The sequence below is a fragment of the Niveibacterium terrae genome (genome assembly GCF_048213115.1).
In the GTDB taxonomy this organism is placed as follows: Bacteria; Pseudomonadota; Gammaproteobacteria; order Burkholderiales; family Rhodocyclaceae; genus Niveibacterium; species Niveibacterium terrae.
Genome location: NZ_CP172404.1, coordinates 3,052,668 through 3,076,682 on the forward strand (window position 1 = coordinate 3,052,668; position 24,015 = coordinate 3,076,682).

The following is a 24,015-nucleotide window of genomic DNA, read 5'->3' on the forward strand; positions in this document are numbered from 1 at the left end:
GCCGACCCAGGACAAACCCGGCACGCGGCAAAAGGGCAGCCCGCAGGCCGCCCCGGTCAGGACAGGGATCGACAACCCCTGTCCGCGCGGACAAGGCTCAGGGCTTGATGATCTTGAGCAGTTCGACTTCGAAGTTCAGCGTCGTGTCGGGCGGGATCACGCCGCCGGCGCCCCGCTTGCCGTAGGCGATCTGCGGCGGGCAGACGAGCTTGGCCTTGCCGCCTTCCTTCATCTTCTGCACGCCTTCGGTCCAGCACGGGATCACGCCGTTGAGCGGGAATTCGATCGGCGAACCGGTCTTGTACGAGGAATCGAATTCCTTGCCATTCTGGAAAGTGCCGCGGTAGTTGACCCGCACGACGCTGGTCGGACCAGGGTGGGCGCCCTTGCCTTCCTTGACGGACTGATAGACGAGACCGCTCGGCGTGGTCTGCGCTTTCGGTTCGGCGGCCTTGACGGCCAGGGAGACCGCGCAGGCGGCCAGCAGGAGCAGAACGGGGGTGCGTTTCATCAATTTTCCTGGGACAGATACAGACCCCGTAACGATACGCCATCCCGTGCTTGCCGGCGACAAGGGCTGCCCCCCTGAACCAGATGCCGTGGTTGCTGAAGCAATGGTTGCCGATACAAGGATTAACAAAACGGGGCTACGGGTTTTCCCTGACAGGCCGTTTAAGGATTTGATATATCACCTCTGTCCATCTCATGACGATCAAACAAAGACTTCACCTTCTCTGCGCCTTCGCGACGCTGGCCCTTCTGCTCACCGCGACGATCACCGGCTTCCAGCTCGCCGAGATCGGCCGTGCCGAGAACTCGGTGCAGAAAGTGGCCGTACCGCTCTCCCGCCTCGTCAATGCAATCGCCTATCAGGCCGTCGATGCGCGCCGCGCCGCGCTCTTCTACATGCTCGACGCCGATCCCGCGCACCGGCAGCAGCTGTCCGGCCAGATCACGACGGCGCGCGCACAGATCAATCGCGACCTCGACACGCTGAACCAGATCGCTGACGAGGAAGGACTCCGGGGCGACCTGAAAGCGCTCGCATCCGAACTGAACATCTACTTCGATCTGCTACCGCAGACGCTCAAGATTGCCGATGGCGGTGATGCGACCGCGGCGACGGCCCATTACAACAGCCAGGTGGTACCGAAGGTCGCAAGCATGATGGCGGTGATCGAGCGCCTGCACCTCGCCAGCGCGACCCGGCTCAAGACCGCCGACGCGGCCAGCGAACAGGCGATCGGCGAGGCCAAGCTCCTCTCGTGGACGATCGCGCTGATCGTCGGCGCGCTGCTCTTCTGCGGCGGCATCTGGATCGCCCGCGGCATCCTCGGCCCACTCGGAAAGCTCAACAACGCGGTAATCTCGCTGACCCGCGACTACGACTTCGGCCAGCGCGTTCCGCTCGACAGCGGCCGCAACGAGATCTCGGAGACCCTCACCGCCTACAACCGTTTCCTCGAAACGATGCAGCAAAGCCTGCGCGAACTGCATGACGCGGGCGCGACGCTCGGCCATTCGTCGGGCGAGCTCAAGAGGAGCGCCAGCGAGCTGACCACCGCATCGAGCGAGACGAGCTCGGCGACGACCAACATGGCCGCCGCGGTCGAGGAGATGACGGTAAGCATCGCCCATGTCGCCGAGCGCGCCAGCGAGACCGACCGGATCGCACACGTCGCCGGCGAGCAGGCGGCGGAAGGCGTCACGGTCATCGATTCGACCGTCGACGGCATTCACGCGATCGCCGGCACGGTCAGGGAAGCCTCGGGCCGGCTCGACAGCCTGGAAACGCGGACCGGCGAGATCGGCAACGTCGTCAAGGTGATCAAGGAGATCGCCGACCAGACCAGCCTGCTCGCGCTGAACGCGGCGATCGAAGCGGCCCGGGCCGGCGAGACCGGGCGCGGCTTCGCGGTCGTCGCCGACGAGGTCAGGAAACTCGCCGAGCGCACGACGCTGTCCACACAGGAGATCACCTCGACCGTCGAGACGATTCTGGCCGAAGCACGGCTGACTTCACAGGCGATGCAATCGGTCGTGACCCAGGTCGAACAGGAAGTCGCCGACGCCCGCCAGGCCGGCGAGGCGGTCGAGCAGATCCGCACCGGATCGAGCGAGCTCGTCTCCCAGGTCGGCGAGATCAGTTCGTCGATGCGCGAGCAGAGCGCGGCCAGCAACAACATCGCGCAGCAGATCGAACGCGTCGCACAGATGTCCGAGGAGACCAGCGCGGCGGCGCATCACACGTCCGATTCGGCCCAGGAGCTGGACCTCGTCGCCAGGAAGATCTCCAACGCGCTCGAGCGCTACAAGGTCTGAGGCGCGCGCACGGCGAGCACGATCTTGCCGATGTGCGCACTGCTTTCCATCCGCAGATGGGCGGCCGCGACCTCGCCGAGCGGAAACTCGGAATCGACGCAGGGCCTGAGCTGCCCCGCGGCGAAGGCCGGCCAGACGCGCTCGGCGAGCGCGTCGCGGATCGCAGTCTTCTCGGCGACAGTCCGCGGCCTCATCGTCGAGCCGGTCAGCGTCAGCCGTTTGACCATGACGGCCGTGAAGTCGAGCTCGGCGCGCCCGCCGGCGAGGAAAGCGATCATGACGAGGCGCCCGCCCAGGCGCAGCGCCCTGACGTTGCGCGGAATGTAGTCGCCGCCGACCATGTCCAGCACGACGTCGGCGCCTCCCGCCGCCTTGACGACCTCGACGAAGTCCTCGTCGCGGTAGCAGATCGCCCGGTCCGCGCCGAAAGCGACGCAGGCCGCGCACTTCTCAGCGTTGCCCGCGGTCGCGAAGACTTCCGCGCCGAGCAGCTTGCCGAGCTGGATCGCCGCGAGGCCGATTCCGCTCGAGCCGCCATGGACGAGCAGGCGCTCGCCAGCGGCCAGCCGCCCCAGATCGACCAGGTTGGACCAGACCGTAAACCAGTTCTCGGGCAGGCTCGCCGCATCGCGCAAGCTCATCCCTTCCGGAATGGGCAGCGCCTGGCCGGCCGGCACGGTGCAGTACTCGGCATAGGCGCCGCCCGGCGTCAGCGCGGTCACGAAATCGCCGATCTTCCAGTCACTGACCCCTTCGCCGAGCGCGACGATCCGTCCCGCCGCCTCCAGGCCCAGCACCGGCGAGGCATCCGGCGGCGGCGGATAGGCGCCGGCGCGCTGCAGCACGTCCGGCCGGTTGACGCCGACGTAGTGGTTTTCGATCAGGATCTCGCCGGCGCGCGGCTCGGGCCGCACGCCTTCGACGAGGTGCATGGAACTGGCCTCGGGAGAGGGGCCGTGCTGGATATAGCGCATGTTTTTCATTTCCGGTTGCGGGCAGGGCGAGGCCTTTTCAGCCGGGCACGGATCGCCCTGAGCAGGGCCGCGGCCTCGGACGGAGCCCGCCGCGCCTCCTTGCGGTATTCGCGTCCGTCCGGGGTTCGGACGAACAGACCTTCGTTGATCAGCTCGCGGCGCAGGATCACCGGATCGTCGAAGTCGTTGCGGGCCGCCAGCAGCGCGGTGACTTCGCGCTCCGAATAGACTTTTCGCGCATCGAAGAGCGACCACAGATACCAGACCGCGAGGCGCTGGGCTCCGCGCTTGACCGGCCAGCGCGTCAGCCGCCCGTCCGCGTCGAGCAGGCGCAGCACTTTCTCGGCGTCGGCGCACAGTGTCTCGGCAGGAAGCGGAGCCGGAAGCTCAGGCGCAGGCCGCAGCTCGGCGCCGCTCCGATAGCTCTGGTAATTGCTGTGGCCGGCGGCGCGGGCAAGCATGTTCAGCAGCGCCAGATGGGAAGGCGGACGTGCGTTCGCGGCGTGATGGGTTTCGATCTGGCGGCACAACGAGCGTGCGAGCGCCGAGAGGTCCTGGACCTGGTAAGACAGAATTTGTTTGGACACGATTCATCCTCGTGTGCCGTCCCCGGCTGGGGTGATGGTGGTCGCCCTTCCATCGCGGCACGGAATGATCGTAGCCGAAAGGAATCGTGCAGGTTTAGCGCTCTTGCGAGTGGCGACGCCTGGGGGAGCTGCGGCCCCAGACGGCAAGCATAGCGCGGCAGCCGAGCACTTGCCAAGCCTCAGCCCAGCCGCCCTTCGCGGTAGTCGGCGATCGCCTGCTCGATCTCGAGCCGCGTGTTCATGACGAAAGGCCCCATCTGGACGATCGGCTCGGCGAGCGGCGCCCCCGCGACCAGGATCGCCCTCGCCTCCCCGCAGGACGCGATGACGATGCCATCCGCGCCCTCGTCGTTGCTGAGAATAGCGGTCCGCCGCTCAGCGATGCGCTCCTGATCCGGCCCCGCCGCGAGCTCGCCGCGATAGACGCAGAGGAAGGCATTGTGCCCGGCGGGCAGCTTCTGTTCGAATCGGCTGCCGGCAGCAAGGTGCAGATCGAGGAAGACCGGCGCCGTGTCCGGGCGCGCAATCGCTCCCGCGACGCCGTGCGAAGCCCCCGCGATCACGCGAACCCGGACTCCGCTGTCGGTGACGAATTCAGGGATCTCGGCCGGCTGAATGTCCTTGTACCAGGGATCGCTCATCTTCTCGCGGCCGGGCAGGTTCAGCCACAGTTGAAAGCCTTCCATCCGCCCTTCGCTCTGCTCGGGCATCTCGGAGTGGATCAGGCCGCGCGCCGCGCACATCCACTGCGCACCGCCCTGCTGGAGCAGGCCTTCGTTGCCCCGGCTGTCGCGGTGGCGCATCCGCCCCGCAAGCATATAGGTGATAGTCTCGAAGCCACGGTGCGGATGATCGGGGAAACCCCCGATGTAGTCGTCCGCAACCTCGCTACCGAAAACGTCGAGCATCAGGAAGGGATCGAGCCGGCGCTGCAGGCTCTGTCCGATCACGCGCGTGAGCTTGACGCCCGCGCCATCGGAGGTCGCGATGCCGCTGATCTGGCGTTCGATCGCGCGCGAGCGCAGGACTCGATCCGGACTCATGATTTTCTCTCGCTCAGAGCGCCAGCGCGGCGATCTGCGCGTCCGCATCCGCATGGGCTGCGGCGGCAGCCTCCGGCCCCATGGCCAGGCCTTCGGCGAACACGAACTGGACGTCGGTCATGCCGAGGAAACCGAGCACGGCCTTCAGATAGGGCACCTGGGTGTCAGCTTCGCTGCCGCGGTATTTGCCGCCGCGCGCGAACGCGACATAGACCTTCTTGCCCTTGAGCAGGCCTTCCGGGCCATTCTCGGTGTACTGGAAAGTCACCTTGGCGCGGCAGATCGAATCGATCCAGTTCTTCAGCTGCGAGGTGATGCCGAAGTTGTACATCGGCACGCCCAGAACGATCGCGTCGGCGGCCTGAATCTCGGCGATGTTGGCATCGTCGAGCGCGACGCGAGCCGCTTGTTCCGGGCTGCGCGACTCGGCCGGCGTGAAGAGCGCACCGAGCGCCGCCTGATCGAGGGCCGGATGCGGATCGCTGGCGAGATCGCGGACCTTCAGGCTCGCCTGCGGATTGCCGGCCTTCAGGCGCGCAACGATGCGTTCGGCTACCGCGGTGGATTGGGCGCCTTCGCTGCGGGCGCTGGAATTGATCTGCAGGATGTTCATGACGGTCTTCCTCGTTGGGGACTGGAATGAGACCCACTTTATCGAGTCGGGACACCGAGAAGAAGACGAAAAAATGGACAACACTGTTCCACCAGTGGAACAATCAGCCATGGACATCGAAGCCAACGACCTCGTTCTCTTCGCCCGCATCGCCGATTCGGGCAGTTTCAGCCGCGGCGCGGCGCGCGCAGGACTGCCCAAATCGACGGTCTCAAGGCGGATCGCCGCGCTCGAAGCCCGGCTGGGCGAGCGGGTCTTCCTGCGCAGCACGCGCCGGCTCGCGCTGACCGAATTCGGCGCAGGCCTGCTCGAGCACGCCCACCGCCTCTGCGAGGAAGTCGAGGCGGCCGCCGCGCTGGCCCAGTACCGCCAAGCCCAACCGAGCGGAAAGCTGCGCGTGTCGGTTCCCGGCGACTTCGCCTTCCTGCTGCTGCCCGCGATGCTCGCCGGCTACGCGCAGCGCTATCCGGACGTCGAGCTGGAGCTCGACCTGTCGCCGCGTCGCGTCGATCTGCTCGGAGAGGGGTTCGATCTGGCGATCCGGATCGGCGATCTGCCCGACGATGCAACGCTGGTCGCGCGCCGGCTCTGCGAGATCGCGAGCGGGCTCTACGCTTCACCGGGCTATCTCGACCAGCACGGCCGGCCCGAGGCTCCTGACGATCTCGCCGCGCACCGCTGCCTGCGCCTGCTCACGCGCAGTGGTGACGCCCAGGCCTGGGAGCTCGTCCGCAACAGCCTGCGCTGGAACGGCGAAGTGCCCCAGACCCTCAAGGCCAACTCGCCGGGCCTTCTGATGCAGCTCGCGCTCGAGCACGCCGGGATCGGGATGCTTGTCGAGCGCTTCGCCGAGCCCCTCGTCGCGGCGGGAAGGCTGGTGCCCGTTCTGCCCGAATGGCGGGCGCTCGCCGCGACCGCCTGGGCCGTGCTGCCCGGCCGCCGCCTGCTGCCGGCCAAGACCCGTGCTTTCGTCGAGGCTCTGGTCGCGGCGCTGGAGGCGTGATCGCCGGCGTCACATGACTGCCGGGACTGCTTTTATGACACAAGAATCCACATTCGATGCATTTCCCGAAACGGAACAGTTGGGTAGTGTGGACACACAGGGATTTCCGAATACTCAGCTTTCAGGAACCTGACTTTTTCAGTGAGGGCAAACCCGTCGAAAGGCGGGGACGCAAAGCCTCCGGCCTACAGCGCATTGCGCAACGGTAGCGGGGCTGCCAACGAAGCCGCGAAAGCCACGCGGAACGTTGTCACGCGAGAGCCCTCCGCTCACCACGAGTGGAGATGCGATGCGCAATCATCATCAAACCCAAGCCCGGCGGACCGCGGAAATCCTCGCGACCCTTTTCGCCACACTCGCCCTTTCCGGCTGCGGCGGCTCCAACAGCGGCACGGACACACCGTCCGCCTCCGCGCAGGCCGAGGGCGTCACCGTGCCTCTGGACGCGTCCGGCTTGCCCGACGCCCAGGCCAGCCTGGTCATCGAGCCCACCTACCACCTCGCACCGGTACTGCTCGATGCGCCCGACGACCGGGATGTCCAGGACAACAGCGCTTCGGCGCTCGCCGCCCCCCACGCTCAAGGCCTTTCCGCGTCCCAATCGGCGCTGAACACCCGCGGGCTGACCGTCCAGGCGATCGAATCCGCGCAGCGCGCCCAGGCCTTGTCGACGGCTTCGGGCGAAGCCGCGACGCCTCAAGCCAGCACCAGCACGGTCACGACCTACACCCCCGCCCAGATCCGCGCCGCCTATAAGCTGCCCGCGCTCCCGGCGGCCGGAACGACACCGACTGCGACCCAGGCCGCCCAGCTCGGCGCCGGTCAGACGATCTACATCGTCGACGCGAAACACGATCCCAATGTCGCCGCCGAACTGAGCACTTTCAACCAGAAGTTCGGCCTGCCGACCTGCACGAGCAAGACGATCGCGACCAGTGCCAAACTGCCTCTGGCCTCCGCCACGACCAGCGAAGGCTGCACGCTGTCGGTCGTATACAGCACGGCGAGCGGAACGATGAGCAGCACCGCGCCGCTCTACGACTCGGGCTGGGCGACCGAGATCACGCTGGACGTGCAGTGGGCCCACGCCACCGCACCGCTGGCCCGGATCATCCTGATCGAAGCCCCTGACGCATCGCTGAACAGCCTGCTCGGCGCGATTGCCCTCGCCAACTCGATGGGGCCGGGCGTCGTCTCGATGAGCTTCGGCGCCAATGAGGGGAGCTGGATCAGCTCGGTCGATTCGGCCTTCTCCGGATCCGGCATGAGCTACCTTGCCGCGACCGGCGACTCGGGCGCCGCAGTCTATTGGCCCGCAGTTTCGAGCAAGGTCGTCGCGGTCGGCGGCACTTCGCTGAGCTATGCGGGGAGCGGCACCCGGACGGAAACCGGCTGGTCCGGGACGGGCGGCGGAATCAGCCAATATCTGGCGACGCCCAGCTACCAGGCGTCCGGGGTTCCCGGAGTCGGCAGCCTCGCCCGCCGCGGCGTCGCGGATGTGGCCTTCAACGCCAACCCGAGCACGGGCCAATTCGTCGCGGTGATCCCGTCGGGCAGCACGACCGCGAGCTGGGTCAGCGCTGGAGGCACCAGCCTCGCCACACCGCAGTGGGCAGGCCTCACCGCGGTCGCCAATGCGATGCGGGTTCAGGCCGGCAAAGCCGTGCTCGGTGCGCCGCACGCGCAGATCTACGGGCAGATCGGCGCCGTTCCCGGCACTTACGCGAGCGCCTTTGCCGACATCACCAGCGGCACGAACGGAGTCTGTGCGAACTGCACGGCGAAAGTCGGCTACGACGCACTGACCGGTCTGGGAACTCCGAACGCGACGAGTTTGCTCAGTGCGCTGCTCGGCTCGACGGCAGTTTCGACGGCGCCAGTGGTCGCCTCCGCAACGGTCAGCGGAAAGGCCGGCGTCGCGCTCACCTTCACGGTCTCGACGACCGCGGCCAACCCGGTCAGCTATGCGCTGAGCGGCGCTCCGTCGGGCATGACGATCGCCAGCAACGGGACGATCAGTTGGGCCAAACCGGTCGCCGGCAGCTACGCGGTGACGGTCACGGCGAAAGACAGCAAGACCGCGTTGAGCGGTCAGGGAATCGTCACGGTCGTCATCGCCAGCGCCAGCACCAGCCAGGCCCCGGTCATCAAAGCCTCCGCGCTCAGCGGCATCGCCGGCAAGGCTCTGACGGGTTCGATCAGCGTCTCCGACCCCGGTGGCTACGCGATGGCGGTGACGATCACCGGTCTGCCTTCAGGCATCCTGCTCTCGGTCAGCGGCCAGACCATCACGCTCAACTGGGCCAAACCGGTCAAGGGCAGTTACACGCTGAACATATCGGTCAAGGATGCGGTCGGTCTGACGGCTCAGACCTCGGTGCCGATCACGATCGCCGCGCAGTGACGAGGCGACGCCCTCCGCAAGGAGGGCGCAAGCCCGTTCAGAGCGGCAGAGGATAGGCCGGCGGCGGGCAGAGTTTAGGCACGGGACGGAGCGCAAGGCGTGCGAAGCGCGGCAAACCGTCGCGAAACTCGGGCGCCTCCTCGCCCGCGATCAGCGGCAACGCGTAGCGACGGAAAGCCTCGGTCAGCCCAAAGCCATCTGCGCGGATGAACTCGGGGGGCAGGCGCCGTTCGGCATTGCCGATATCCTGCAGCGAAAGAGGCTGAATCTCCCAGCGATAGGGCGAATCGGCGAGGCGATGCACCGCCGGCATCACGCCCGAGAGCCCGGCCAGCGCGAACTCGACCGCCGCCCGCCCCGCCCCATAGGCCTGCTCGACATCGGTCCGCGAGGCGAGATGACGAGCCGAGCGCTGCAGGTAATCAACGATGGCGAGGTGGTATTTGAAGCCGAGACGCCGCGAGATCAGCTGAGTCAGCGCTTCCCCGGCGCCACCGAGCTGGACGTAGCCGTGCTCGACCTGGCGCTCGGACAGGAAGCGTCCGTCCTGGCCCTTGATGCCCTCGGAAACGACGACCGCGCAATAGCCCAGGCGCCCGGCGATCTCCCGGACTCTGGCCAGGAAAGCCTCGTGGTCGAAAGCGACTTCGGGCAGCAGCACGATGTGCGGCGCGTCGTCCTCGGCCTCCTTTGCCAGAGCCGACGAAGCCGCGACCCAGCCGGCGTTGCGCCCCATCACTTCCATCACGAAGACCTTGGGCTTGCCCTGCACCATCGCCGCGAGATCGAGCCCGACTTCGCGAATCGAGGTCGCGATGTACTTCGCGACCGAACCGAAACCGGGACAGCAATCGGTCAGCAGCAGATCGTTGTCCATCGTCTTGGGCACGCCGATCGAGATCAGCGGGTAGCCCATCTTGCGGGCAGCCTGATCGAGCTTCCAGGCGGTGTCCATCGAACCGTTGCCGCCGTTGTAGAAGAAGTAGCCGATGTCATGCGCGGCGAAGACTTCGAAGATCCGCGCATAGAGTGCAGGATCTTCGTCGATAGTACGGACATCGTAGCGGCAGGAGCCGAAAGCGCCACCTGGCGTCGCGCGCAGCCGGGCGATCTCGTCGGGGTCTTCAGCCGCGGTGTCGATCAACTCCTCGTCCCAGATCCCGAAGATCCCGCGTCGGGCCGCGAAAACGGTGCCGATCTGCTCGGAATGGCGGCGCGCGGTCTCGATGACTCCGGCCGCGCTGGCGTTGATGACGGCGGTCACTCCGCCGGCTTGTGCGTAAAGCGCGTTTTTCAAGAAGCCTCCTGTGACAGTGCCGCCCCGGACAAGCGGGAGGCGACCGACTGTCGATCTTACGGAACTTCAGCGGCCGCGTCTTTCACGCAATAAAGCCGGAGCGGCACTACTCGACGCCGGGGAGGCAAAGACGCCTCCCCGGCGAGGGGCTCAGCGCCAGGCTTTTTCGAAGACCGCGACGGTGTCATCCAGCGACAGCGTGTAGCGGTCGACTTCGAACAGTCCGCCCATCGTCTCACGCGCGTTGCGGGCCAGAGCCGGCAGCTCCTCGCGGGTGATCCCGTAATCGGAGAGCTTCAGCTCGGCGAGGCCGCTGGCCGCGATCAGCTTCTTCAGCGCGACGATGAAAGCCTTGGGGCGCTCGGCCGCAGGCAGCGCATCGACGTCTTCGCCCATCGCCCGCGCCATCTTCTCGAACAGAGCATCGGGAATTTTGCCGATGAAGAACTCGAAGTAGGCGACCGACAGCATCGTCAGGCCCGCGCCATGGGGCAGCTCGGGGTGAAGCGCGCTGAGCGCGTGTTCGAGCGAGTGCTCGGAAGTGCAGGACGAAGTCGATTCGACGAAGCCGGACAGCGTATTCGCAAACGCGACCTGGGCCCGCGCCTCCTTGTCCGCGCCGTCGCGGACCGCGACAGGAAGGTAACGGGCGAGCAATTCGATGCTCTTGAACGCGTACAGGTCGCTGATCGGCGATGCGCAGCTCGCGATGACGCCTTCGGCCGCGTGGAAGAAGGCATCCATGCCCTGATAGGCAGTCAGATGGGGCGGCACACTGAGCATCAACTCCGGATCGACGATCGAGATCGTCGGGAAAGTCGAATCGTTGCCGAAGCCGATCTTCTCGTGCGTGTCTTCCTTCGTGATCACGGTCCACGGATCGGCCTCGGTACCGGTTCCCGCGGTCGTCGTGATCGCGATGATCGGCAGGGCGGGATTCGGGACGGGCCGGCCCTTTCCGGAGCCGCCAAAGATGTAGTCCCAGTAGTCGCCGGGGTTGTTCGCCATCAGCGCGATGCTCTTGGCCGAGTCCATGCTGCTGCCGCCGCCCAGGCCGACGACGAAGTCGCAGCCTTCCGCGCGCGCGAGCGCCGCCGCCTCCATCACATGGCTCTTGATCGGGTTGGGCTGGATCTTGTCGAAGACGACGCTCGCGGCGCCCCCTTTGGCGAGCAGCGCGATCACGCGGTCGAGGTAGCCCTGCTTTCTCATCGCGGTGCCGGCCGAGATCACGATCAAGGCCTTGTGGCCGGGAAGCTTCACTTCACCGAGCCTGGCGAGCGAACCGGCGCCGAAGAAGATCCGCGAGGGCATGAAGTAGCTGAAGTTCATTTCACTGTCTCCGTTTATCGATGTGGGGGTGCGTCGGCCCAGGCCGTCCGCCCCCGGATGGCTTCATGTTAGGCGGGACAAAACGGCACGCCAACACCCATTCCTGCCCGGAATTTGCCTGTTTCTGTCGATTTGTCTTGTTTACAGCAAGGAATTTGCGAAGGCCCATGCCCAATCGTATGATCAACAGAAGCATCGATCTCAGCCCATCATGGATAACTTCCCGGACAGACGCCTCGCCGAATTGCTGCAGACCCTGGCCATCGGCGAAGGGAGGACTCCCTCTCGCCTCGACTCGGTGAGCTTTTTCCGGGCCACCCGAAGCCAGCCGCGCGCGCCCATCGTCTATGAGCCGAGCATCATCATCGTCGGTCAGGGAAGAAAGCGGGTCTTCCTCGGCGAGCAGGCGCTCAGCTACGACCCCAACAACTATCTGGTCCTGTCGGTTCCGCTGCCGCTCGAGTGCGAAACCGTCGCAAGCCTCGAAGAGCCTCTGCTGGCCGTCTCGATCGCGGTCGATCCGGCCATGCTGGGCGAGCTGCTGATGGAGATCGAGGACACGGAGCAGGCCCCGGGGCTGGTTCAAGGCATCTATTCGACGCCGCTGACCGAGGATCTGTCCTGCGCGGCCGAAAGGCTGCTCGAATGCCTCGCCTCAGAGCGGGACAGCCGCATCCTCGGCGCCTCGATTGTCCGCGAGATCCTCTACCGGGTGCTGTGCGGAGAGCAGGGCGGCGCGCTGCGCGCGGTCGCGGCCCGCCACAGCCGCTCCGGCCAGATCGCCCGGGTACTCAAACGCCTGCACAGCGGATACGCCGAAGAGCTCGATGTGGAGACGCTAGCCCGCGATGCGCACATGAGCGTCTCGAATTTTCACCACAGCTTCAAGGCCGTCACCTCGACTTCGCCGCTGCAGTATCTGAAGAGCCTGCGCCTGCACAAGGCGAGAGTGCTGATGCAGCAGCAGGGCCTGAGCGCGACGGCCGCCGCGAACCAGGTCGGCTATGTCAGCGCCTCGCAGTTCAGCCGCGAGTTCAAGCGCTTCTTCGGCGTCAGCCCGGCGAACGATGCCGCGCAGGGCCGGCTCCGGTCGGAAGCGACAGGCTAGGCGGCAGGCAGCGGCACGGCCTCCGGCCCCCGCTTCGGATCGGGCAGGCGAATCGCCAGCAGGCCTGCCAGAGGCAGCCAGGCACAGGCCTGATAGACGAACTCTATCCCCTTGAGATCGGCGACGAAGCCGAGCACCGCGGCGCCCACTCCGCCCAGACCGAAGGCCAGTCCGAAGAAGGTCCCCGAGACGAGGCCGACCTTGCCGGGCAGCAGCTCCTGTGCATAGACCAGGATCGCCGAGAAGGCCGAGGCGAGCACAAAGCCGATCACGACGCTGAGCGCGCCGGTCCAGAACAGGTTCGCATAAGGCATCGCGAGCGAGAAAGGCGTGATGCCGAGGATCGAGCCGACGATGACCCGCTTGCGGCCGATCCGGTCTCCGATCGGCCCGCCCAGCAGCGTGCCGGCCGCCACCGCAGCGAGGAACAGGAAGAGGTGAAACTGGGCGGCCTGAACGCCGAGTCCGAAGTGCTGGATCAGGTAGAAGGTGAAGAAGCTGCTCAGACTGGCGAGGTAGAAGTACTTCGGAACCATCAACAGGATCAGCAGGGTCAGCGCCACCGCGATCTCGCGCGGCGCGAGCGGCGAGACCTTTTTTGCGGCGTTCCTGGCGACCCTGTGCTGGGTGTGATACCAGTTCCCGACGGTCCACAACACGGCCAGCGCGATCAGAGCCGGGATCGCGAACCAAGCGAGGCTGCCCTGCCCGAGCGGCCAGACGATCAGCGCCGCGAGCAGCGGGCCGGCCGCAGTGCCGGCATTGCCGCCAACCTGGAAGATCGACTGGGCCAGGCCGAAGCGCCCGCCCGAAGCCATCCGTGCAACGCGCGACGATTCGGGGTGGAAGATCGACGAACCGGTTCCGACGATCGACGAGCCGATCAGGATCAGCGCGAAGCTGTGCGCATTCGCGAGAGTCAGCAGCCCGCACAGCGTCAGGCTCATGCCCAGCACCAGCGAGCGCGGCTGCGGATGGCGGTCGGTATAGAAACCGACCAGCGGCTGGAGCAGGGACGCCGTGCACTGATAGGTCAGCGTGATCAGACCGATCTGCGCGAAGCTCAGATGGTAATTGCCCTTGAGCAGCGGATAGATCGCGATGATCAGTGATTGCAGCATGTCGTTGAGGAAGTGCGACAGGCTGACCGAACCGAGGATGCGAAACTGGGGGCCGGCCTGCGTTTGGGGGGAATTCATGCAAAAGGCTCCGTTGACGATTTTTCGGCAAGGATACCGGCCACACACCCGCCCGTCCTGCGACAATAAGGCATCAAGCTATTCGAAAAGGGCGGATCATGGTCTGGACGATGAACGTCCACGATTCCGATGCGGGAATCCTTCCCGTCATCGCGAAGTCGCGCAACCTGCCCTCCGGGGCGTCCTCGCCCAGGCACAGCCACCCGATGACCGCCCAGCTGCTCTACGCGGTCGAAGGCGTCATGGTGGTCAGCACCGAAGCGGGCGAGTGGATCGTTCCGCCGACGCGCGCGATCTGGGTTCCCTGCGGCACCGGGCACTGCTCGCGGATGCTGACTGCGGTTCGGCTGCGCACGCTGCACATCAGCGCCGAGGTCGCCCGAACGCTACCGGACAAGCCCTGCGTGCTGGCCGTCACGCCCTTGCTGCGCGAACTGATCCTGGCCGCGATGGACATCCAGCCAGGCTATTCAGCCGAGAGCCGCGACGGCCGCGTCATGGCTCTGCTGCTCGACGAGATCCACCGCCTGCCCAGCCTTCCGCTGGCCCTGCCGCTGCCCGCCTCGCCCGACTTGCGCGAAGTCTGCGAAAGGCTGCGCGAGACGCCCGAGGACACGACGAGCGTCGAGGAATGGGCCAGACGGCTCACTATCGATCCGCGCACCTTGCAAAGACGCTTCGCGCGCGAGACTGGCCTGTCCTGCGCACGCTGGCGCCGCCAGGCCAGACTGATCGCGGCGCTGGAGCAGCTTGCCCTGGGGCGCCGGGTCATCGATGTCGCGCTCGACCTGGGCTATGAGAGCCCGACCGCTTTCTCGGCGATGTTCAAGCGCGAATTGGGAAGTTCTCCGAGCGACTTCAAGAAGGGGGCTGGCTGAGCCCCAAAATGCAAAAAGCCCCGACCGAAGCCGGGGCTTTACATCGCAAACACTCGTTCAGCTCTTGCGACGGCGGCCGAACAGACCCAGGCCGGACAGCGCGAAACCGATCAGAGCCAGCCCCGCCGGTTCCGGGACACCAAACCATGCATCAGCCGAGCCGTTGATCTGCTGGTTTCCCGAGATTTCAAACGAGTTGAACTGGCCAGCCAGATCCAGCCCAAAGTAGAACGGAGACGGCGAGGTGAAGAAGGACGCCCCCTCCGGGGTCAGCGTAAAGTCGCCGAACACGAACTTGAAGTCGCCATTGGCCAGACCGGCCGATTGCGTACCTGCCGCAGCGATCAGATAGTCGGATGTGGCGATCAGGTAGTCATCAGCATTGTCACCGATGACAATATCATCGGCCCCCGTCGCACCCAGTGCCTTGGTCGTGTCCAGCGCGGCGTCGATGTAGATCTTGATCGAGCCGGTCCCGCCCGTGAAGACGGAGCCATCCGCGCTCGTGGCGAAGGTGCCTACCGAGTCAAACACTGCATACAGACCGTAGCTGTTGCCCAACTGGGTCAGCTTGGCAGTCAGCGGAGTCGCTCCGTCATTCTTCACGAACTGTCCGGCGTCCCAATAGGCTTTCGTGATGAAGGTGTTCGCTCCGGTCACAGTGAAAGCTTCGTTGTAGTTGCCGGTGATCTTGTCCGCGGTAAACGGTGCCGTATCCGTGACGCCCGGAACCGATCCGGGCGTCACGACAAAGTCAGGCAGAACCGGGGCAGCAAAACCTGCGGCGCTTGCCATGAACAGCGCACCAGCCGACAAGGTCTTGATGATTTTCGTTTTCATCGCAATCGCTCCTGAGAAATCGTAGATTTGGGCCTTGAGCCGGCCGCGCTCCTTTTAAGCAGACTCCGTGCCAACAAAAAAACAATCGAATAATCAATACCTTGCCTTTCCGCTGCGCAACGAACGCATCGTTTTGTAAATTATCTCGACAGCCGTTTCGCTTCCCCTCCAGTCCCCAGGACATCCTGTGACGAAGGAAATCCTTGCCGAGACCACACAGCACGGACAGACCTTGTTGCGCTCATCCGAGAAATCAGCCCGACCTCCCGGCAACATAGGCGTGCGCGGGTTGCCGCGCTCGACTATGTTGGTGTGGCACCAGGCCAGCTGTGCGCCAGGGGCTGCTAGCGACTCCCTCAAGGGGCCGTTAACGATGACCACGGAGAGACGCTGAATATGGCTGGAAACGAACGGCACCCGGTGAAGACTCGCGACGAGATCGCCGAGGCTTACTCCTCTCCGCCCTGGTGGTACGACGTGCGGGGTTTTCTGATCCTGACTTTCGCCTACAACAGCAGCCTGGGAGAACAGCTGCGCTTCTTTGGCCGCAACTTCGGCCAGAAGCATCTCGAGATCGCCTGCGGAACCGCGACGCTACTCGCGCTCGTGCTCAAGTGGCGCAGCCGGCACCATATGGATCCCGTCTCGGTGACGGCGATCGACTACGCGGAATCGATGCTCGCCGGTGCGCGCTGGCGCTTCAAAGGGAATCCGGATGTCGAGATCAGGCACGCGGACGCCGCAGCGCTGCCCTTCGCTGACAATTCATTCGACACCGCGAACATCGCCAACTCGGTGCACTGCTTCCCCGATGTCGACGGGGCGCTCCGGGATGCGCTGAGGGTGCTGAAACCGGGCGGCTCTCTGGCCGCCAACGTGCTGCTCTACCCGGAAGGCAGGGGTCTTCTCGCCTCGATCGCCAACCGGATCAACGTCTGGGGGGCGAAGAAGGGAATCCTGGTGACCCCCTACCGTCGCGATGACATCCGCAAACGCTTTGTGGATGCCGGTTTCGAGATCGCCTCGGATACTGTCTCGGGGAACTGCTACAACGTGCTGCTCAGGAAGCCGGTCTGATGACCGCGCCAACCCCGGAGTCCTTCGACTATGGGACTGCGTTTTCCCGCAACATCGGCTGGCTGACCCCCGACGAACAGCAGAAGCTGCGCCGTTCGCGCATTGCAGTGGCCGGCAACGGCGGCGTCGGCGGAAGGCATGTGGAGACGCTGACCCGGCTGGGCGTCGGAGCCTTCACGATCGCCGACTTCGATTGCTTCGCGATCCACAATTTCAACCGCCAGATCGGCGCGACGATGAGCAGCCTGGATCGCGAGAAGTCGGCGGTCATCGCCGAGATGGCCCGCGACATCAACCCGGAGCTGGACATCCGCATCTTCGCGAAGGGGGTCGATTCAGACAACCTCGGTGCTTTTCTCGACGACGTCGATGTCTATGTCGACGGGATAGACTTCTTCGCGCTGCCGATTCGCCGTCAGATCTTTGCCGAATGCGCAAAGCGCGGCATCCCGGCGGTCACGACAGCCCCCTTGGGAATGGGCGCTGCGCTGCTCGTCTTTCGCCCGGGCGGGATGAGCTTCGAGGAGTACTTCCGGCTCGAAGGCTGCGATTTCTTCGAGCAACAGGCGAGATTCATCGCCGGACTCTCTCCGGCGATGCCGCAGAGACGCTACCTGGCCGTGCCGGACGCGGTCAATTTCGACGAGAAGCGCGGTCCCTCGACGGTCATGGCCTGCGATCTGTGCGCGGGAATCATGGGCGTCGAGGTTCTGAAGCTGCTGCTCGGCCGGGGACGAATCACCGCAGCGCCCTGGGGCCTGCACTTCGATGCCTACCGGCAGAGCCTGCACCGCACCTGGCGCCCCTTCGGCAACGCCAATCCGCTGCAGAAGCTGCTGCTGCTGCTGATCCGGCGCAAGCTGCGCGGGCTCTAAGCCGGCGACACGAATACGAGGTTGGGGTGGCGTTCGCCTTCGATCTCGAAGTCGAAGGCGCCGAGTTCGTTGAAACCCAGCCGGCGATAGAACGCGATCGCCCCCGCGTTTTCGGCGTTCGCGGAGAGCCAGATCCGCGGATCCGGGCTCAGCTCGGCGGCGAGCCCACGACACTCGTCGAGCAGGCCGCGCCCGATGCCGCGTCGGGCGAAATGGCGCGACACATAGAGCGTCGCGACCTCCGCGGGCGGGCAGCCCGGCACGGGACTTTCCGCGGCGAGCACGAGGACCGCGAAACCGACCCGATGCTGATCGACTTCGGCGACGAGCACGCACAGAGAAGGATCCTTGATGCGCTCGTCGAAGGCTTCGACGCTCAGCTCGGTCAGCGCGTAGCGGGCGACCGGGGGGCGAATTCCCCATTGCGCATAGGTGTCGAAGAAGACCTGAAGGGCCAGCGCGGCGAGGCATTCGGCGTCGGAGGCGTTCGCCCGACGGTAGAGAGGCTCCATCTTCATCCCGGGTACGGCGAGTACTGATCCGCGACGGCCCACCAGCGGCCGTTCTTGCGGACGAAAAAGAACAGGTCGCGGCCACCCAGTTCGACTTCCTTGCCGCCCATCGCGAAGGCGATCTCGAACTCATAACTCGCGACGGCCGCATCGCCGTAGATCTGGATCTTCACGTCCTTCTCGCGCCAACGATGGATCTCGGCCGCCTCGGCAAAGCCTTTCCAGCCGGCGATACAGGCAGCCGCCCCTTCCAGGCGTTCACGTGCGACCGGCGTGATCGCGACCATGTTGGGATGGAAATAGTCGGCCAGATCGTCGGGATTGCCGCAGGTCCAGGCGTCATTGAGCGCGCGCAGCGTCTCCCAGACCTGTTGCTGATCGTCGCTTTCAAAACGGGTGATTCCCATCTTCACTCCTTCTCACGCAGAGCCGCAGAGACACAGAGAACCCAGAACCCGGGGCGGGCGCTCTGTAAGCGGATTTCCTCGCGGAGCGCTCTGCGCAGACTCAGCCTTCCGAACAAGAAACGCTTCTATCCGTGCTCATCCGCGTGATCCGCGGCGAGGCATCTGATGTTAGCTCGCTACAGCAGCCAGTTGATGCCCCACAGCGCCAGCATGCCGCAGGCGATGGTCAGCAGCACGCTGCGCGTCAGCGCGGCGACGGCGATCGCGACGAGGCCGGCGACGAGGCGCGGATTGCGGGGAGAGGGATCGAAGGCGCCATTGCGCAGCAGCAGCTCGGGCGCGATCAAGGCGGAGAGCACCGCGGGCGGCACATAGCGCAGCAGACCCTGAAAGCGGGGCCCCAGCGCGAGGCGGCGGCCGCCGATGATGAAGGAGAGGCGGATCAGCAAGGTCACGAGACCTCCAGCCACCATGGTCAGGATCAGGCTCCAGGGCATGTTCATTCCGCTTCCCGGCGATCGAGCCTGCGCGCGAGCATTCCCGCCCCCATCCCGGCCAGCGCCGCGGCGATGATCCACAGCTTGTGCGGCAGGCCTTGCAGCGCGAGCGCGGCAATCGCGGCGACTGCGGCGGCGACGCATTCGCTGCGCCGCCTCAGGGCCGGAGCGAGCAGAGCGATGAAAGTCAGCGCGATCGAGAAGTCGAGCGACCACGAGGCCGGAATCGCCGCGCCGACCAGAACTCCGGCCAGCGTCGAGAGTTGCCAGCCGACCCACAGCGTGAGACCGGTGCCGAGCAGGAAGAAGTGGCGAGCCGGCGTTTCGGGTCCGTTCGCGAAGCGCTCGATCGCGGCCGCATAGGCTTCGTCGGTCAGCAGATAGGCGAGCAGCAGACGCCAGCGCAGCGGCAGATCGCGCAGATAGCGGGCCATGCTGGCGCTGTAGAGCGCGTGGCGAAGATTGACGACGCCGACCGTCGCGGTGATCACGGCGGGTGGCACCTGAGCGCCCCAGAGCTGGGCGAACACGACCTGGGACGAGCCGCCCAGTATGATCGAGGACATCGCAACGACAGCCCAGCCCGGCAGCCCCGCGGCGAGACCCAGCACGCCGAAGATCAGGCCGAAAGGCACGACGCCGAACAGCAGCGGCAGCTCGGCCGCGACGCCAGCGCGAAATTCGGCCGATGCGCTGCGCTCAGGCATTCCCCTCTCCCGCGGCCGGCCCGGCAAGCGCTTTGTCGACGAAGCGCCTGGCCAGCGTGTGATAGAGCGGCGGAGCAAGCATCCTCGACACCATCGAGGAGAGCAGCGCGACGCTCATCAGCGCGATGATCTGCGAATAGCCGTCGACCATCTCCATCACGATCACGAAAGCGGTGATCGGAGCCTGGGTCACCGCGGCCAGGTATCCGGTCATGCAGAGCACCAGCAGCATCGCCGGAGCCGCCGAAGACAGGTTTTCGACGGCATGGCCGAGCCCCGCTCCGATCGCCAGCGAGGGCGCAAAGATGCCGCCGGGCAGACCGGAGAGCTGGGAGAAGAGCGTCGCGAGGAATTTGAACAAACCATAGAACCAGGGCAGCTCTGCTCCCCCCTCGAGCAAGGCCCGGGTCTGGACATAGCCACTGCCGAAAACGGCGCCATCGCATCCCGCGGCGAGTCCGGCGACCAGCAGGCCGCAGAGGGCTGCGAACAGACAGGGGTGGGCTGACCTGAAGCGGGCACAGGGTCCCTGCCAGCGGCAGGCGGCCATGATCTGCAGCCGGGCGAAGAGCCCACCGGTCAGGCCGCAGAGCAGCGCGGCGAAGATCACGGACAGCACCAGGTCGCGCGACGACGCGAAGATCACGACCCGGCCGAAGTAGTGCCCTCCCCCGAGGAAGATCCGCGAGCAGACTCCGGCCAGCACGATCGCGGTGATCACGAGGCCGCTCAGCTTCGCCTCGACGCTGCGGCTCATCTCCTCGATCGCGAAGACGACTCCGGCGAGCGGCGTGTTGAACGCGGCAGCGATGCCGGCCGCGGCGCCCGCGATCAGCATGTGTCCGCGCGGGATCTTCAAGGACCTGGGCAGATGCTGATGGAGGATCTGCATCAGCGAAGCGCCGATCTGCACCGATGGCCCCTCCCTGCCCATCGAGAACCCGCAGCCGATCGCCGAGACGCCGAGCATGATCTTGCCGGCGATGATGCGCAGCGAGAGCAGACGGGAAACCCTGGGATCCGCTCCCAGCTTCAGCCCCGCGATCGCCTGCGGGATGCCGCTGCCTTCGGTTCCCGGAAAGAAGCGCCGGGTCAGCGCAACGAGCGCCGCGCCCCCCAGCGGCAGACAGACGAAGGGCAGCCATCGGTGCGCCGTCGCGGCCTCCATCTGCCAGCTGCCCAGCAGCGTCGAGAGGCGGGCGAAGAGCACCGCGAGCAGCCCCACGCCAACCGCCCCGCCCCAGAAATAGAGGCGCCCCAGCCAGAGCCGGGCATAGATGCGCTGGCGGCGCGGCGGGCGCAGCCAGTCGAGGACAGCGCGCCCGGGCCAGCCGATCCGGGGAAATCTCATACCCTGACGCACGTCCGGATCAGCCGAGGTAGCGGCGCTCCAGATGGGCACGGAAGTGCGCGGGATTCAGCGCTTCACCGCTGGCGAGCTGAACGAGATCCGCGGTCTCCCAGCGGCTCGCCTGGCTCCAGATCGCATCCTTGAGCCATTCGTTGATCGCGGAGAAATCGCCGGCAGCGATCCTCGTTTCGACATCGGGCAGGCTCTGGCGCATCGCCGCGAAAAATTGCGCCGCATACATCGCACCCAGCGTATAGCTCGGGAAATAGCCGAAGGAGCCGTCGGTCCAGTGCACGTCCTGCAGGCAGCCGTCGCGATAGTCGCCGCGAGTATCGATGCCCAGCAAAGACTGCATCTTCTCGTCCCAGGCCGCCGGGATGTCCTCGGCCTCGAGCTCGCCGGCAATCAACGCGCGCTCGATCTCGTAGCGCAGGATCACATGCATCGGATAGGTCAGCTCGTCGGCATCGACGCGGATCTTGCCCGGCGCAACGCGGGTCGAGTAGCGGTACAGGCTTTGCGGATCGAAGCCCGGACGGGGGCCGAAGTGCTCGACGACGAGCGGCGAGAGCCAGCGCGCAAAAGCCTCGCTGCGCGCGATCTGCATCTCGAAGAACAGGCTCTGGCTCTCGTGGATGCCCATCGAGCGGGCCCGCCCCAGAGGTTGGTCGACCCACTCGCGCGGCAGACCCTGTTCGTACAGCGAGTGCCCGGTCTCGTGGATCGTCGAATTGAGCGACTGCGCGAAATCCGTTTCCGTATAGCGCGTCGTCAGGCGCACGTCTTCGGGCACCCCGCCCGTATAGGGATGGGCGCTCTCGTCGAGCCGGCCGCCATCGAAATCGAAGCCAAGCTTCGCCATCACTTCAAGGCTCAGCGCGTACTGGGCCTCGCGGGGAAAGTGTCCTTTGAGGTCGGGCAGAGGCGCTTGGGCAAGATGCACTTTGCGGATCAGATCGGGAAGCCATGCGCGCAGATCGCCGAAGACGCGATCGAGCTCGGCCGAGCGCATTCCCGGCTCGAAGCGCTCGATCAGCGCGTCGTAGGGCGCCAGCCCCAGCGCATCGGACAGATGCAGCGCTTCCTCGCGGGCCAGACGCAGCACATCGCGGAAGTTTTCGAGAAAGCCCTTCCAGTCGTTGGCCTGGCGTTGAGTCCGCCACGCGTGCTCGCAGCGCGCTCCGGCCAGAGACTTCGCTTCGACCAGACGCGCCGGAACGGCGCGCGCGAAGAGGTGATTGAGGCGCATCTCGCGCAGATTGGCCTGAGCCTGCTCGGACAAGGGCTCGGCTTCGGCGGCCGAGAGCAGCGCCCCCAGATCGGCGGCCGTGCTCTCGGTATGGATCAGCAGCGACAGCTCGGCGATCGCCGCGGCGCGCGCGTCGTTGCCTCCGGCCGGCATCGCGGTGGCGCGATCGTGCGAAGCGATCGCGATCAGGTGTTCAAAACGGTAGAGGCGGGCATTGCGCCTCTTGAGCTCTTCATAAGCCGGAATCAGGGTGGCGGACATCGGGGGTATCAGGTGACGACTAAAGCCTCACCCGCAAGCGGGGGAAGGTATCCATGATGCCGCAAAATCCGCCGCGCTGCCCAAGGCATCGCGGCTAATGCAACAGGCTGCCACAATTCGCCCGACGCGACCTTGAACGAACGGGCACCTCCCCGTTCGTTCAAGCCTCTTCTTCTTCCTCTTCCTCGCCTTCGGGCAGGTGGATCACGCCGGTGTTGTAGTTGTACTCGAACACTTCGCCGTAGCGCCCCCACTCGATCGCGACTTTGAGCACGCGTTCGGCCTCGGCCGCGTCCATCGTCTCGCGCAGCAGCTTCAGGAAAGGCTCTTCGGGCAGCTCGCCGGAAGTCTCCTGTTCCAGGCTGTGGCGGATGTGGGCAGCGAGCGGAACGTGGGCGAGCAACTGCTGGCCGAACACTTCCTTGCGCAATGTGTTCTGGCCTTCAACATAGCGGCGGCCAAGCGGCGTGATCGAAATGTCGCCGCGCGCGACATTGACGAGACCAAAGAGCTGCAGCGCTTCGGTCAGAGGCAGCAAGTCCTCGTCGGTCAGCTCGGTCTCTTCGGCGAACTGCGGCAAGTCGGCGATACCGTTGAAAGGCTCGTCGACCAGCAGTTCCAGCACGCCTTCCATCCGGCTGACGTCGGCCTCCGGCAGGCGGTCGCCCAGGTGCAGGCGGACCGGTTCGCCGGCGGTGCGTCCCGGACGCGGCGCGCTGGCCGTCATCAGCGCATAGACTTCGTCGATCAGCCGGCGAACTTCGGCGCTATCGACTTCGCGCGGGCGCGGCAGGTCGATCGCAAGTTCGGCGCGGATGCGGCCGGGATTGCTCGCGAAGATCAGCACCCGGTCGGCCATCATCACCGCTTCCTCGATGTTGTGCGAGACGACCAGGATGCCCTTCGTGCTCATCTGCCCGCCGTCCCACAGCTCAAGCATGTCATCACGCAGCCGCTCGCCGGTCAGCACGTCGAGCGCCGAGAAGGCCTCGTCCATCAGCAGCACTTCGGGCTCGGTGACCAGCGCCCGGGCGATGCCGACCCGCTGCCTCATGCCGCCCGAGAGCTCGCGCGGCAGCGCGCCTTCGAAGCCGGCCAGACCGATCATCTCGATCGCCGCCTCGGCCTGTTTCTCGCGCTCGGCCAGAGCGACGCCGCGCGCCTCCAGGCCCAGCTCAACGTTCTGCTGCACGGTCAGCCAAGGAAAGAGCGCGAAGGACTGGAAGACCATGCTGATCCCACGCGCCGTGCCATAGAGCGGCTGGCCGCGGTAGCGCACGTCGCCGGCATCGACACCGATCAGGCCGGCCATGATCCGCAGCAGCGTCGACTTGCCCGACCCGGACTGGCCCAGCAGCGCGACGATTTCCCCTTCATGCAGCTCGAAGTCGACACCTTCGAGCACGGAGCGCGGCGTACCGTCGCTACCCCGGAAGGACTTGCCAACCCCTTTCAATTCGATGATCGCACTGGACATCG

Annotated in this window: 23 protein-coding genes and 1 riboswitch; of the genes, 7 read left to right on the plus strand and 16 right to left on the minus strand. The window is 65.8% G+C overall.

The features are described from left to right. Positions 1 to 97: 97 nt before the first annotated feature. Positions 98 to 511, minus strand: coding sequence for an FKBP-type peptidyl-prolyl cis-trans isomerase (locus ACHFB9_RS14135; protein WP_417067971.1), 414 nt, complete (start codon positions 509 to 511; stop codon positions 98 to 100). A gap of 194 nt (positions 512 to 705) precedes the next feature. Between ACHFB9_RS14135 and ACHFB9_RS14140 the strand changes: the two genes are divergently transcribed. After that, positions 706 to 2,322 carry a methyl-accepting chemotaxis protein gene (locus ACHFB9_RS14140; RefSeq protein ID WP_417067972.1) on the plus strand — a complete coding sequence of 539 codons (1,617 nt, stop codon included), beginning with the start codon at positions 706 to 708 and terminating at the stop codon, positions 2,320 to 2,322. Here ACHFB9_RS14140 and ACHFB9_RS14145 read toward each other — a convergent pair. The 4 genes from ACHFB9_RS14145 to ACHFB9_RS14160 all read right to left on the minus strand — a co-directional run bounded on the left by ACHFB9_RS14145 (position 2,310) and on the right by ACHFB9_RS14160 (position 5,539). After that, on the minus strand, positions 2,310 to 3,296 hold the full coding sequence (locus ACHFB9_RS14145; RefSeq protein WP_417067974.1) for an NAD(P)H-quinone oxidoreductase: 987 nt from the start codon (positions 3,294 to 3,296) through the stop codon (positions 2,310 to 2,312). The genes ACHFB9_RS14140 and ACHFB9_RS14145 overlap by 13 nt on opposite strands. A 5-nt stretch (positions 3,297 to 3,301) precedes the next feature. After that, on the minus strand, positions 3,302 to 3,883 hold the full coding sequence (locus tag ACHFB9_RS14150; protein ID WP_417067975.1) for a DUF2087 domain-containing protein: 582 nt from the start codon (positions 3,881 to 3,883) through the stop codon (positions 3,302 to 3,304). Positions 3,884 to 4,062: 179 nt separating this feature from the next. Further along, positions 4,063 to 4,926, minus strand: a complete 864-nt coding sequence (locus tag ACHFB9_RS14155; protein WP_417067976.1) for a pirin family protein — start codon at positions 4,924 to 4,926, stop codon at positions 4,063 to 4,065. Positions 4,927 to 4,939: 13 nt separating this feature from the next. Then, positions 4,940 to 5,539, minus strand: coding sequence for an FMN-dependent NADH-azoreductase (locus tag ACHFB9_RS14160; protein WP_417067977.1), 600 nt, complete (start codon positions 5,537 to 5,539; stop codon positions 4,940 to 4,942). 109 nt (positions 5,540 to 5,648) lie between these two features. Here ACHFB9_RS14160 and ACHFB9_RS14165 point away from each other — a divergent pair, with 109 nt between their 5' ends. Next, positions 5,649 to 6,542, plus strand: coding sequence for a LysR substrate-binding domain-containing protein (locus ACHFB9_RS14165; protein WP_417067978.1), 894 nt, complete (start codon positions 5,649 to 5,651; stop codon positions 6,540 to 6,542). Positions 6,543 to 6,678: 136 nt separating this feature from the next. Then, positions 6,679 to 6,764, plus strand: a riboswitch (cyclic di-GMP riboswitch). A gap of 67 nt (positions 6,765 to 6,831) precedes the next feature. Continuing rightward, positions 6,832 to 8,946 (plus strand): S53 family peptidase, encoded by a 2,115-nt coding sequence (locus tag ACHFB9_RS14170; protein WP_417067980.1) that lies wholly within the window; start codon positions 6,832 to 6,834, stop codon positions 8,944 to 8,946. Between the two features lie 37 nt (positions 8,947 to 8,983). Here ACHFB9_RS14170 and ACHFB9_RS14175 read toward each other — a convergent pair whose 3' ends face one another. Continuing rightward, positions 8,984 to 10,243, minus strand: a complete 1,260-nt coding sequence (locus ACHFB9_RS14175; protein WP_417067981.1) for a 6-phosphofructokinase — start codon at positions 10,241 to 10,243, stop codon at positions 8,984 to 8,986. 150 nt (positions 10,244 to 10,393) lie between these two features. Next, the gene (locus ACHFB9_RS14180; protein ID WP_417067982.1) at positions 10,394 to 11,575 is read right to left on the minus strand and encodes an iron-containing alcohol dehydrogenase; all 1,182 of its coding nucleotides are present in this window, start codon (positions 11,573 to 11,575) and stop codon (positions 10,394 to 10,396) included. A 211-nt stretch (positions 11,576 to 11,786) separates the two neighbouring features. Here ACHFB9_RS14180 and ACHFB9_RS14185 point away from each other — a divergent pair, with 211 nt between their 5' ends. Beyond that, the gene (locus ACHFB9_RS14185) at positions 11,787 to 12,683 is read left to right on the plus strand and encodes an AraC family transcriptional regulator (RefSeq protein WP_417067984.1); all 897 of its coding nucleotides are present in this window, start codon (positions 11,787 to 11,789) and stop codon (positions 12,681 to 12,683) included. Here ACHFB9_RS14185 and ACHFB9_RS14190 read toward each other — a convergent pair. Then, the gene (locus tag ACHFB9_RS14190; RefSeq protein ID WP_417067986.1) at positions 12,680 to 13,882 is read right to left on the minus strand and encodes an MFS transporter; all 1,203 of its coding nucleotides are present in this window, start codon (positions 13,880 to 13,882) and stop codon (positions 12,680 to 12,682) included. The two genes, ACHFB9_RS14185 and ACHFB9_RS14190, sit on opposite strands and share 4 nt — an antisense overlap. Positions 13,883 to 13,992: 110 nt before the next feature. On the opposite strand from ACHFB9_RS14190, the gene ACHFB9_RS14195 reads away from it, so the two are divergent. Then, entirely contained in the window at positions 13,993 to 14,760 is a 768-nt protein-coding gene (locus ACHFB9_RS14195) for an AraC family transcriptional regulator (protein WP_417067988.1), read from the plus strand. A 57-nt stretch (positions 14,761 to 14,817) separates the two neighbouring features. Here the strand turns inward: ACHFB9_RS14195 and pepA are convergent, their stop codons facing one another. Continuing rightward, entirely contained in the window at positions 14,818 to 15,600 is a 783-nt protein-coding gene (pepA, locus tag ACHFB9_RS14200) for a flocculation-associated PEP-CTERM protein PepA (protein WP_417067990.1), read from the minus strand. A 396-nt stretch (positions 15,601 to 15,996) separates the two neighbouring features. On the opposite strand from pepA, the gene ACHFB9_RS14205 reads away from it, so the two are divergent. Together ACHFB9_RS14205 and ACHFB9_RS14210 are read left to right on the plus strand one after the other, a co-directional pair. Continuing rightward, positions 15,997 to 16,677 carry a class I SAM-dependent methyltransferase gene (locus ACHFB9_RS14205; protein ID WP_417067992.1) on the plus strand — a complete coding sequence of 227 codons (681 nt, stop codon included), beginning with the start codon at positions 15,997 to 15,999 and terminating at the stop codon, positions 16,675 to 16,677. After that, the gene (locus tag ACHFB9_RS14210) at positions 16,677 to 17,552 is read left to right on the plus strand and encodes a ThiF family adenylyltransferase (RefSeq protein ID WP_417067993.1); all 876 of its coding nucleotides are present in this window, start codon (positions 16,677 to 16,679) and stop codon (positions 17,550 to 17,552) included. The genes ACHFB9_RS14205 and ACHFB9_RS14210 overlap by 1 nt, the downstream gene beginning before the upstream one ends. Here the strand turns inward: ACHFB9_RS14210 and ACHFB9_RS14215 are convergent. The 7 genes from ACHFB9_RS14215 to ACHFB9_RS14245 form a co-directional block, all read right to left on the minus strand. Next, the gene (locus ACHFB9_RS14215; RefSeq protein ID WP_417067994.1) at positions 17,549 to 18,070 is read right to left on the minus strand and encodes a GNAT family N-acetyltransferase; all 522 of its coding nucleotides are present in this window, start codon (positions 18,068 to 18,070) and stop codon (positions 17,549 to 17,551) included. The two genes, ACHFB9_RS14210 and ACHFB9_RS14215, sit on opposite strands and share 4 nt — an antisense overlap. Next, positions 18,067 to 18,471, minus strand: a complete 405-nt coding sequence (locus tag ACHFB9_RS14220; protein WP_417067995.1) for a YybH family protein — start codon at positions 18,469 to 18,471, stop codon at positions 18,067 to 18,069. The genes ACHFB9_RS14215 and ACHFB9_RS14220 overlap by 4 nt, the downstream gene beginning before the upstream one ends. Positions 18,472 to 18,647: 176 nt before the next feature. Beyond that, positions 18,648 to 18,974, minus strand: a complete 327-nt coding sequence (locus ACHFB9_RS14225; RefSeq protein WP_417067997.1) for an AzlD domain-containing protein — start codon at positions 18,972 to 18,974, stop codon at positions 18,648 to 18,650. Beyond that, the gene (locus ACHFB9_RS14230) at positions 18,971 to 19,675 is read right to left on the minus strand and encodes an AzlC family ABC transporter permease (RefSeq protein ID WP_417067998.1); all 705 of its coding nucleotides are present in this window, start codon (positions 19,673 to 19,675) and stop codon (positions 18,971 to 18,973) included. The genes ACHFB9_RS14225 and ACHFB9_RS14230 overlap by 4 nt, the downstream gene beginning before the upstream one ends. Continuing rightward, positions 19,668 to 21,026 carry a chloride channel protein gene (locus ACHFB9_RS14235; RefSeq protein WP_417067999.1) on the minus strand — a complete coding sequence of 453 codons (1,359 nt, stop codon included), beginning with the start codon at positions 21,024 to 21,026 and terminating at the stop codon, positions 19,668 to 19,670. The genes ACHFB9_RS14230 and ACHFB9_RS14235 overlap by 8 nt, the downstream gene beginning before the upstream one ends. Before the next feature lie 19 nt (positions 21,027 to 21,045). Next, on the minus strand, positions 21,046 to 22,536 hold the full coding sequence (locus ACHFB9_RS14240; protein ID WP_417068000.1) for a carboxypeptidase M32: 1,491 nt from the start codon (positions 22,534 to 22,536) through the stop codon (positions 21,046 to 21,048). A 160-nt stretch (positions 22,537 to 22,696) separates the two neighbouring features. Next, positions 22,697 to 24,013 (minus strand): nitrate/sulfonate/bicarbonate ABC transporter ATP-binding protein, encoded by a 1,317-nt coding sequence (locus ACHFB9_RS14245; protein ID WP_417068001.1) that lies wholly within the window; start codon positions 24,011 to 24,013, stop codon positions 22,697 to 22,699. Positions 24,014 to 24,015: the final 2 nt, after the last annotated feature.